General features: G+C 70.5%; 9 protein-coding genes. 3 read left to right on the forward strand and 6 right to left on the reverse strand.

The window, feature by feature from the left end; genetic code table 11:
- Positions 1–3: 3 nt before the first annotated feature.
- The 4 genes from ABZ195_RS13255 to ABZ195_RS13270 are packed head-to-tail and all read right to left on the reverse strand — an operon-like array spanning position 4 to position 5,137.
- Complete coding sequence (locus ABZ195_RS13255) at positions 4–540, reverse strand: LemA family protein (protein ID WP_355218296.1); 537 nt, start codon at positions 538–540, stop codon at positions 4–6.
- Positions 534–2,333 (reverse strand): DUF2207 domain-containing protein, encoded by a 1,800-nt coding sequence (locus ABZ195_RS13260; protein ID WP_355218298.1) that lies wholly within the window; start codon positions 2,331–2,333, stop codon positions 534–536. Before ABZ195_RS13260 ends, ABZ195_RS13255 begins: the two co-directional genes overlap by 7 nt.
- A gap of 39 nt (positions 2,334–2,372) precedes the next feature.
- On the reverse strand, positions 2,373–4,385 hold the full coding sequence (locus ABZ195_RS13265; RefSeq protein WP_355218300.1) for a primosomal protein N': 2,013 nt from the start codon (positions 4,383–4,385) through the stop codon (positions 2,373–2,375).
- Complete coding sequence (locus ABZ195_RS13270; RefSeq protein WP_355218302.1) at positions 4,382–5,137, reverse strand: lysoplasmalogenase; 756 nt, start codon at positions 5,135–5,137, stop codon at positions 4,382–4,384. The genes ABZ195_RS13265 and ABZ195_RS13270 overlap by 4 nt, the downstream gene beginning before the upstream one ends.
- Between ABZ195_RS13270 and ABZ195_RS13275 the strand changes: the two genes are divergently transcribed.
- Genes ABZ195_RS13275 through ABZ195_RS13285 form a run of 3 tightly spaced genes read left to right on the forward strand, consistent with a single transcriptional unit; the run spans position 5,091 to position 8,543 of the window.
- On the forward strand, positions 5,091–6,044 hold the full coding sequence (locus ABZ195_RS13275; protein WP_355218304.1) for an alpha/beta hydrolase: 954 nt from the start codon (positions 5,091–5,093) through the stop codon (positions 6,042–6,044). The two genes, ABZ195_RS13270 and ABZ195_RS13275, sit on opposite strands and share 47 nt — an antisense overlap.
- 5 nt (positions 6,045–6,049) lie before the next feature.
- The gene (locus tag ABZ195_RS13280; RefSeq protein ID WP_355218306.1) at positions 6,050–7,027 is read left to right on the forward strand and encodes an alpha/beta hydrolase; all 978 of its coding nucleotides are present in this window, start codon (positions 6,050–6,052) and stop codon (positions 7,025–7,027) included.
- Positions 7,028–7,061: 34 nt separating this feature from the next.
- Positions 7,062–8,543 carry an NAD(P)/FAD-dependent oxidoreductase gene (locus ABZ195_RS13285; RefSeq protein WP_355218308.1) on the forward strand — a complete coding sequence of 494 codons (1,482 nt, stop codon included), beginning with the start codon at positions 7,062–7,064 and terminating at the stop codon, positions 8,541–8,543.
- A 4-nt stretch (positions 8,544–8,547) separates the two neighbouring features.
- Here ABZ195_RS13285 and ABZ195_RS13290 read toward each other — a convergent pair whose 3' ends face one another.
- Entirely contained in the window at positions 8,548–9,285 is a 738-nt protein-coding gene (locus ABZ195_RS13290; RefSeq protein ID WP_355218310.1) for an SDR family oxidoreductase, read from the reverse strand.
- Positions 9,286–9,295: 10 nt separating this feature from the next.
- A complete protein-coding gene (locus ABZ195_RS13295; protein WP_355218312.1) occupies positions 9,296–10,309 on the reverse strand; it encodes an acetamidase/formamidase family protein in 1,014 nt (337 codons plus the stop codon).
- Positions 10,310–10,556 lie beyond the last annotated feature (247 nt).

Genomic DNA, 10,556 nt, shown 5'->3' on the forward strand with positions numbered 1-10,556 from the left:
GTCTCAACCGTTGATCTGGTAGTACTCGCGTTCGGACACCCCGGCCAGCGGGGCGACGAACATCCACGGAATCGTGGTGAGGGTCTTGTTGAGCGTCGCGACCGCGTCGTTGTAGTACTGGCGGGCGAACGCAAGCGTCTTCTCGGTGTCGGCGAGATTGTCCTGAAGGTTCAGGAAGTTACCCGACGAGCTGAGCTGCGGGTAGCTCTGTCCCAGCGCGAGCACGGGTCCGAGGGCGCCGTCCAGCTCGCGCTCGGCGGCGCTGCGCTTGGCGACCGATCCACTACCCGTCGCGGTGGCGATGGCGGCCCGCGCGTCGGTCACGTGGTCGAGCACCGCCTTCTCGTGGGCGGCGAAGGTCTGCACGGTCTGGACGAGGCTGGGGATCAGCGACGCCCGTCGGGTCAACTCGACGTCGATGCCCGCAAGCGCCTCGGACACCCGCACGTCCGCCGAGCGAATCTTGTTGTAGCCCAGTACGAATGCCACCAGGATCACCACCAGGAGCACGACCGCCAAGACGAGGGTCGAGGTCACCACGAGCCACCTCCTCCGCCGCCACCGCCGCCGCCCCCACCGCTGAAGCTGCTGCCGCCGGATGAGGACGACGATGACGATTGCGAGGCCGTGTACGCACTGATCGACGACGACAGCGCCGAGTCGAAGCCGTCGAAGTCCGCTCCGTCGGAATGGCTCGTGCCATAGCCGCTCGACGGGTGGTAGGTCTGATACCACTCGGGTTGCGGAGCGGTGACTCCCATCGTGTCGCTGTACTTCTTGGCCCACAGCGCGGCGGCTCCGGCCGCGACGGCGAACGGGACGTAGGCGGTGTACAGGTCCTTGCGCGCGGCGAAGTCGAACCGAGTCTCGGCCGAATCGGTTGACAGCAGCCGGTGGAATCCGCCTGCCTCGGACCATAATTGGCGCCCCTTGGCGGTCCGCCTCATGCCGACGCCATCAGCCCAAGAACCCCGGGAGAAGACGAAGAACGCCACGAACGGCAACCCCCACATGGTGGCGGGGAAGCCCCAGCGGAAGAAGCCGCAGACCGCCAGGATGACGGCCAGGCCGTTGGCCGACCGTATCCAGAGTTCCTTGCGGCGCTTGACCACGAGCCCCTCGTCCAGCGCCCACTTTCGAACGGCCGTGGCCAGGTCGGACTTCGCCGTGGACAGCTTCTTGCCTGCGCTGGCGGTCGACGTGGCCTCGAACTCCCGGCCCCGTCCCTTCACCTTCAGTGCCAGTGCCACCGCACGGGTCACGGGGTCCATCTTGGCCCAGCCGTCGTCGGCGACACCCCGGACGATCCACCTCTTCTCGTCGACCTGTTCGAGCTCCACGAGGTGGCGTTCGGCGGCGTACAGCAGGGTGGCCGCCAGTGCATTCTTGGGCACCGCCTCGGTGCGGATGTACTCGATCTGCACCGGTCCCAACCCGGCGGGCGGGGCGTACTGCACCGGGAATCCGGGATCGGGTTCCACGGTCGTGCGGTACCAGAGGTAGGCGATCAGCGCGCCGGCGACGCAGAGGCCCAGGACCCACGCGACCGCGCCGATCGAGCGTCCGAGGACGCGGTCCCACTCGTAGGACCACGGCAGGCTGAGGCGTTCCGGGGTCGGTAGGTCGACGCCCGCGCGCAGGGTGACCGGTGTGCGTGGCGGCAGATTGGCCGCGGTGAATTCGATCGTGTTGCCCGACACCGCGAGACCGTCGCACGCGCGCCCCGTGCCGAACCCGACGGAGCATTCGGCGCCGGTGACGTCGGCGGGCATCCGGGCGCGCACCCGCACCCGTTCGATCTCGTTGTTCCACGACGGTGCGATGACGTTCCAGAAGAAGGCCGACGTCGAGTCCGGGTTGCCGACGACCGAGGCGAAGCCGCGGTTCTCGCCGGTGCTGCCCGGGTCGAGTACCCCGGGGACGGAGTACCGGATCTCGTAGACGTGGGTGCCGGGGTTCAACGTGCTGTCGGGGTCGCCGATCTTGGCGACCCGGAACCGGTCCCCGGACTCCGAGAGCAGCGTGAAGGGGACGGGTTCGCCGTCCATCAGGATGGAGGTGACGTCGGGTTCCTGGCGCACCCGCGGACTGTTCGGGTTGGCGACGTCCCAGTACCGGAAGATGCCGTGGCGGCCCGAGGGGAACTCGCCCCGAATCGTCTCGACCGCGTTGAGTCGTCCGTCGGCCGCGACGGTGAAGTCGGCCTGGTAGTCGCTGATCACGACGGGATCGTCAGCCGGGGCGGAGCCCGATACGCCACCGAACAGTACGGGCCACAGCAGCCCGGCGGCGACCAGGATCGCCAGCACCGACCAGCCGAAGATCCGCCTCACCGCATCTCTCCTCGCCAGTCGCTGCCCGTCGGGTCGGACTCACCCTATGTGCAACGGGTCGATCTGCACACGAACCGGCGGCTGATCGTGACGGGCGCTGAACACTCCGGTGGCGCGGCGCAGCGCCGAGGCCAACTCCAGCCCGGTGGTGCGCGGTACCCGGACCAGCATCCGGCCCACCTCGGCGTCGCGATCGGTGCCCGGCAACGCCCGCGCACCGGCGGGCAGGTCCACGGGTCCGAGCACGTCGGAGCCGTCCGGAAGCCGGGCGGCCTCGAGCAGCGCCGCGACGGCCGGCGGCGGACCGTCGACGGCGGCCATGTGGACTGCCGGGGGCAGGCCGACCTCGGTCCGGGCGGCGAGTTCGGCGTCGGCATGGCCGACCGGATCCCAGCGGATCAGCGCCTGCACCGTCGGGATCGCCGACTCCGCGACCACGGCGACTACCCCGCCGTCGCCGCGGCGCCGGACCAGCGCGGCGGCCGCCATCCACCGTCGCAACGCGTCCTCCGAGGCCCGGAGGTCTTGGCGCCCGAGCAGGGCCCAGCCGTCGAGCAGCAGCGCCGCGCCGTATCCGCCGGGCACGGTGGGCTCGGCGCCGGGGGTGGCCACCACCAGCGCCGGCGCGGCGGGCACCTCGGCGACCATCGCGTCGCCACCGGAGGTGATCACCGGGGTGCCGGGCAGCGCACGGCCCAGTTCCTCCGCGGTGCGCCGGGCCCCGACGACGACGGCGCGGACGGCGTCCGAGCCACAGCGCACGCAGCGCAGCGTCGGCTCGGCCCGGCCGCACCATCGGCACACGGCTCCCGCCGCACGGTCGGGCAGCGACATGGGTCCGGTGCAGTGCCGGCACCGGGCGATCGTGCGGCACTTGCCGCAGGCCAGCGCCGGAACGTAACCGCGGCGGGGCACCTGCACCAGCACCGGATACCCGGACCGCAGCGCGGTACGGGCCGCGTCGAGTGCCATCGTCGGCAGCCGCGCGGTGTGGGCGGCGGGATCGCGTTCCTGGGTGAACGCGCTGTCGTCGAGTGCGATCACCCGCGGGGTGCGCGTCCGCACCGTCGGCCGGGTGGCCACCAGATCATGGGCCCATCTGCTGGCGACGAGGGCCTGGGCCTCCGCGGTGCGGGCGTAGCCGCCGATCACTGCGGCACACCGCAACTGGTGCGCCCGCAGCATCGCCACCTCGCGTGCGTGCGGGTACGGCGACCGCGGCTCGGCCAGCGTGTCGTCGCCGTCGTCCCACACCATGACCAGGCCGAGGTCGGCGACGGGCGCGAACACCGCGCTGCGGGTGCCGATGACGAACCGGGCGTCGCCCCGCAGCACCGACAGCCAGCGGCGGTAGCGCGCCGACGGCCCGAGGCCTGCCGAGAGGGCGACGGCCACGCCCTCTCCGACGTGGTGCACCGCCGCGGCGTGCAGCGCGTCGACGTCACGCTGGTCGGGCACCACGGCGAGCACCGACCGGCCGGATTGCACCACCACGGCGGCGGCCTCCGCGAGCCGGTCGGTCCACCGTTCACCGGGCAGCGCCTGCCAGACCGCACGGGCCGCCCGCCCCTCGGCGAGTGCCTCGAGGAACTGTGCGCCCCGGTGATATTCGGCCCACGCCACCGGGTCGACCGTCGGTGTGGCCGCCCGGGGTGGGTCGGGCACCGGTTGCTTCTCCACCGTCGCATGCCTGGGCGGGACGGCGAGGCGGAGCACGTCGGGCCGGGTGCCGGCGTACCGCGCAGCCACCGCGTCGACGAGCCGTCGCACCTCGGGGGTCAGGACCCGCTCGCTGGACACGACGCGATCCAGCCAGCCGAGCTTGCCGTCGTGGTCGGTGTCGGACCGCCGTTCGAGGACGAACCCGTCGACCAGCCTGCCGTGAAAGCGCACCTTGACCCGTACGCCGGGTTGCGCGTCGTCGGACTGCTCGGCGCTGACGAGGTAGTCGAAGTCGCGGTCGAGGTGCGGCACGGACAGCATCGGGAGCACCCGGGCGACGGGTTCGTGCTCGGCGGCGCGCCTGAGGTCCTTCGGTTCGGCTGCGCTCATCGGGCCGGCGGCTGCCCGCGTCCGAAGAACAGACCGGCGGTGATCAGCAGCAGTGAGGTCGCATAAGCCCACCAGATGGGTACCGCCAGCGCTTCGGATCCCAGGACGAAGCGGCCGATGCCGATCATTGCGTCGGACACCGCGAAGCACACCGCGCCCAGCGCCGTCCACGGCGTCGGCAGGTCGGCCAGCAGTGCGGCGCAGACCATCGCGGCCAGGACCACCATGTAGGCCACGACGGGAATGGTCATGCCGTCGGCGGTCAGGTGGGGCCAGAACCAGACCAGCAGCAGCACGCAGGCGACGCAGACGAGGGCCGCGGCCGCGACCCCGACCGGCGTCGCGGTTCGCAGGGGCACCAGGGCAGCCAGAAAGCACAGGTGCGCGATCAGGAAGGCGCCGAGTCCGAGCACGAACGACGGTTGCCACCAGGGCATCGCGAGGAGGAAGTCCCCCGCCGCCGAGAACAGCAGCGCCGGCACCAACCAGCGTCGTTCCCGCCCGATCGGGTGTCTCGTCGCGGCCGCGGCGAGCAGCACCGCGGCCAGTGCCTTGACCCCGGGTTGTGCACCGAACCGTCCGGTGAGCTCGGCTCCGGCCGGTGACCGAAGTGCGATCACGACGAGTAAGACCCCGTAGCCGGCGGCGACGATCGCCGCCGCGCCCCACAGCGTCCGCGTCGTCGGCGATGCGTACGGTGAGCCGATGCCCGTCACCGAGGAATCCGCAGACAAGCCCCCTCTGGATGCCATCCTGCAGAAGGTACTGGAAGCGGTCCCCTTCCAGTTGACGACCGAGGGCGGACCCGACGCGGCCCGCCAAAGGTTCCGCGACCTGCCCCGCCACCCGGTGCACCAGGAGTTGCGCGCCGAGGACCGCACGCTCGACGGCCCCGGCGGCCCGATCCCCATCCGGCTCTACTGGCCCCCGGCGGCGGCCGACGGACCTGTGCCGGTGGTGATGTTCTTCCACGGCGGCGGCTGGGTGGTCGGCGACCTCGACACCTACGACAACGACGCCCGCCGGCATGCGGTGGGCTCCGCAGCGCTGGTCGTGTCGGTGCATTACCGCCTGGCGCCGGAGCATCCATATCCGGCCGCGGTCGACGACGTCTGGGCGGCGACGCAGTGGGTCGCCGAGCACGCCGCCGAACTGGGCGCGGACCCGGCGCGGCTGGCGGTCGCGGGCGACTCGGCCGGGGGCAACCTGGCGGCGGTGGTGGCGCAGTTGGCCCGCGACTCCGGTGGGCCGGCGATCGCCTTCCAGCTGCTGTGGTACCCGGCGACGACGTGGGACACCTCGCTGCCGTCGTTCACCGAGAACGCAGACGCACCCATCCTCGCGGTGGACGCGGTCGCCCAGTTCTCCCGCTGGTACGCCACGGGACAGGACCTCCGCAACCCGCCCGCGACGCTGGTGCCCGGCCGGGCGACGAACTTCGCCGGCCTGGCGCCCGCCTACGTCGCGGTGGCCGGGTACGACCCGCTGCGTGACGACGGCGTCCAGTACGCCGGAATGCTCGCCGGCGCCGGCGTGCCGGTCGAGGTGCACGACGCAGAGACCCTGGTGCACGGCTATCTGGGCTATCACGGGGTCGTCCCAGCCGCGACCGATGCCGTCGAGCGCGGGTTGTCCGCGCTGCGTCGCGCGCTAGCCTGAGGCACATGACGGAGACGACGTCCGAACGGCCCCCGATCGACCCCATCCTGAAGATGCTGCTCGACGCGGTGCCGCTGGACTTCACGGTCGACGACGGCGTCGAGGTGGCCCGCGAGCGGTTCCGCGCGGTGAAGCCACCGCCGGAGTCGTTGCCGGACATGCGAATCGAGGAGCGTACGGTCGGATACGGCGACCTCGCCGACATTCCCGTCCGCATCTACTGGCCACCCGTCGAGGCCCACGCCGACCTGCCCGTGGTGGTGTACTACCACGGCGGCGGCTGGGCGATCGGCGACCTCGACACCCACGATCACGTCGCGCGGGCGCACGCCATCGGCGCCGAGGCGATCGTCGTGTCGGTCGACTACCGGCTGGCGCCGGAGCATCCGTTTCCCGCCGGGGTGGACGACGCGTGGGCGGCGCTGCGCTGGGTCGCCGAGCACGCCGTGGAACTCGGCGGGGATCCGGCGCGGATCGCCGTCGCGGGCGATTCCGCCGGGGGCAATCTGTCGGCGGTGATGGCGCTGCGGGCCAGGGACGCCGGCGGACCGTCGCTGGCGTTCCAACTGCTCTGGTACCCGGTGGCGGTCGGTGACCTCTCGGCACCGTCGTTCGTCGAGAACGCCGACGCGCCGATCCTCAACGCCGAGGTGATGAAGGCCTTTTTGACGTGGTACCTGCCGGGGGTCGACATGTCCGATCCCGCGACCCTGCCGACCGACCTCGCACCGGCAAACGCGGCCACCCTCGCCGGAGTGGCACCCGCGTTCATCGGCACCGCCGAGCACGACCCACTGCGGGACGACGGCGGCAAGTATGCCGAATTGCTCTGCGCGGCGGGCGTTCCCGTTAAGCTGAGCAACGAGCCCACGATGGTGCACGGCTACGTCAACCTGGCGATGGTGTCGCCGGCGGCCACCGAGGCCACCCACCGCGGCCTCGCGGCTCTCAGAGCGGCCCTGCATCCGGGTTCGACGGCGTAATCTTCAGGCCACTCGACGCCGACGGAGGCAACGCGTGACCGGACCCGACTTCCACACCGTCATCGTCGGTGCCGGTTTCGCCGGCATCGGGACGGCCATCCAGCTGGACAAGGCCGGTCTCGGTGACTACCAGATCGTCGAAGCGGGCGAGGAGCCCGGCGGCACTTGGCACTGGAACACCTATCCCGGCATCGCCGTGGACATTCCGTCGTTCTCCTATCAGTTCTCCTTCGAGCAGAGTGCCGACTGGTCACGCACCTACGCCAAGGGTGCCGAACTGAAGCGTTATGCCCAGCGGTGCGTCGACCGGTACGGGCTGCGCTCCAGGATCCGGTTCGACACGATGGTCACGGCCGCGGTATTCGACGACGAATCGCGTTGCTGGCGCATCGAATTGGACGATGGCGACGTGCTGACCGCTCGCTTCCTGGTCAACGCCAGCGGAGTGCTGTCCGTGCCGAAGCTGCCCGACATCGACGGAGTCGACGGCTTCGCGGGCATCACCATGCACACCGCCCGGTGGGATCACTCGCAGGACTTGACCGGCAAGCGCGTGGCGGTCATCGGCACCGGGGCCTCGGCGGTGCAGGTGATTCCCGAGATCGCCCCCGTCGTCGAGCACCTCACCGTGTTCCAGCGCACGCCGATCTGGTGCATGCCGAAGTTGGACGTACCACTGCCCGCGGCGGCCCGCCGATTGATGCGGATACCGGGCGGCAAGGTGCTTCAGCGTCTGCTGAGCCAGGCCTACGTCGAGCTGACCTTCACGATCTCGGCGCAGTACTACGGGGTGTTCCCGCTGGCCAATCGCGCCGAGAAGATGGGCCGGGCCTTTCTGCGGCGCGAGGTGCACGATCCGGAGGTGCGCGAGAAGCTGACGCCGCAGTACGCCGTCGGGTGCAAGCGACCCGGATTTCACAACACGTATCTGTCGACCTACAACCGCGACGACGTCGAGCTGGTCACCGAGCCGATCGAGAAGATCACCCCGTCGGGTGTCGCGACCGTCGACGGCGCCCTTCGCGAGGTGGACGTCCTGATCCTGGCCACCGGCTTCAAGGTGATGGACGTCGACAGCCTTCCGACGTTCCCGGTGACCGGGTCTAGCGGCACGTCGCTGGCCCAGTTCTGGACCGAGCGACGACTGCAGGCCTACGAGGGAGTCAGCATCCCCGGCTTCCCGAACTTCTTCACCGTGATGGGGCCCTACGGTTACGTCGGTTCGTCCTACTTCGCCCTCATCGAGACCCAGACCCACCACATCGTGCGCTGCCTCGTGCAGGCCTCGCGACGGGCCGCCACCCGGGTCGAGGTGTCGGCCGAGGCCAACGACCGCTACTTCGCGGAGATGATGCGCAAGCGGCACCGTCAGATCTTCTGGCAGGACAGCTGCGCCCTGGCCAACAGCTACTACTTCGACCAGAACGGCGACGTGCCTCTTCGCCCCACCACCACCGCAGAGGCGGTCTGGCGCAGCCGCCGCTTCCCGCTCGCCGACTACGAGTTCAGCGGTTAGCCGATCAGAACTGCACGCCGCGGGTCAGGGCGCCGTCGACGAGCAGGTTGGTGCCGGTGATGAAGCTCGCCGCCGAACTGCTCAGGAACACCACGGCATTGGCGACCTCCTGCGGCGTGGCCATCCGGCCCGTCGGGTTGAGTCCGAGGGCGGTGGCGAACAAGTCCGGGTCGTTCTCCTCGATCGAGGCCCACACACCGCCCGGGAAGTAGGTGTTGCCGGGGCTGACGGTGTTGGCCCGCACGCCCTTGCCGGCGAGGTTGAAGGCCAGTCCCTGCGTGTAGTGGATTATGGCGGCCTTCATCGTCCCGTACGGGCCTGCGGCGAAGTCGACTTCACGACCGGAGACACTCGAGATCGTCACGATCGAGCCGGCGCCGGACTCCAGCAGCCGGGGCATCGCCGCCTCCACCAAGCCGATGGTGCCCATCAGGTCGACGTCGACGGTCGTGCGCCAGTTGTCCTGGGTGTCGGGGATGGCCAGCGCGCTGACGTTGGCCACCACCCCGTCGACGCCCCCTAGCGCGTCGGCGCTGGCGTCCACCCACGCCGCCAGCGCGGCCGCGTCGCCCACGTCGACCGCGGTGCCGATCGCCGCCTCGGCGCCCATCCCCTCCTCGACCGTCCGGGCGCAGTATGCCACCGCGGCGCCCTCGGCCAGCAGTCCGTCGACCACCGCCCGGCCGATGCCCCTGGTGCCGCCCGTGACGAGGAAGCGCTTGCCAGCCAGTCCGAGTTCCATGGTCGTCCCCTCAGTATGAGATAGAGCCCAGCGACCTTGCAGCCCTGCGCATTTCGTCGTGAATCCCACCGAAGGCCGGTGCCTCGGGCAGCAGTCGCTTGTCGACCTTGGTCACGGCACTGTAATTGGTGTCGACCACGTTCGCGATCGGTACCTCCGAGATCTGGCTGAGCAACTGGTAGGCGTCGAGGCGGTCGAGGCCGTACAACTCTCCGAGCCAGCCGACCATCTCGACCTGCCCCGCCCGCCACGCCTCCTCCAGCGGGCGACCGGAGCCGATGCACATCAGGTGGGTGTCGTTCTCGATCCTCGGCCAGGCCGGTCCGCCACCCTTGATGAGGTCGACGATGGCCGTCACGTGCATCGCGCCCTCCACCGCGGTGCCGCACGATTCGCCCTCACCCTGCCGGTAGTGGCCGTCGCCGAGGGAGAACAATGCGCCGTCGACGTTGACCCGCAGGTAACACGTTGCGCCCGCCGCCATTTCGGGACTGTCCATGTTCCCGCCGAAGTAGTCCGGCACCAACGAGGTCCGCACCTCGCGCCGGGCGGGTGCGACGCCGACCGTGCCGAGCATGGGGTTGGCGGGCAGGCGAAGCCGAAAGTCGCTGCCCAGTGCGGAGAATCCGAGCGTCTCGGTGCCGGCGTCGTAGTCGTAGAGGTACGTCCGTTCAGGTAGTGGGTCCTGCAGCGTGGGGCTGGCCGGGATGCTGGTGAGCCCGCCGAAGAACGGGATCAGGGTCGACGCGCCCCAGGTGCGTGCGGGCGTCAAGTCGACCAGGTGCACCGCCAGGGTGTCCCCCGGTGCGGCGCCCTCGATCCAGAACGGTCCGGTCTGCGGGTTGAGGTCCTCGGTGTCCAGCGCCGTCGTCGCGACGTCGGCGGCACTGGTGATGCGGCCACCGTAGGCGTCCTCGGTCCACAGCGTCAGCGCGGTCCCCGGTTTGATCCGCATCACGGGCGCGGCGCCCCCGAAGGTGTAGGCGAGTTGGTCGACGGTCGGCACGAAGGTCACGTGGTCCATGCCCCCATCATCGCCCGAGCAGACGCAAAGGGCCCTGCTTCGCGGGGAAGCAGGGCCCTCTACGTCAGTTCGCGGTCGTCAGACGGAGCACAAGGTCTGACTCCTCAGGGGGCTCGTCCCTCGCCGCATCGTCGTCAGACGGAGCACATGGTCTGACTCCTCAGGGGGCTCGTCCCTCGCCGCATCGTCGTCAGACGGAGCACATGGTCTGACTCCTCAGGGGGCTCGTCCCTCGCCGCATCGTCCG

It is taken from the genome of Mycobacterium sp. NPDC006124, from assembly GCF_040614235.1.
Taxonomy (GTDB): Bacteria; Actinomycetota; Actinomycetes; order Mycobacteriales; family Mycobacteriaceae; genus Mycobacterium.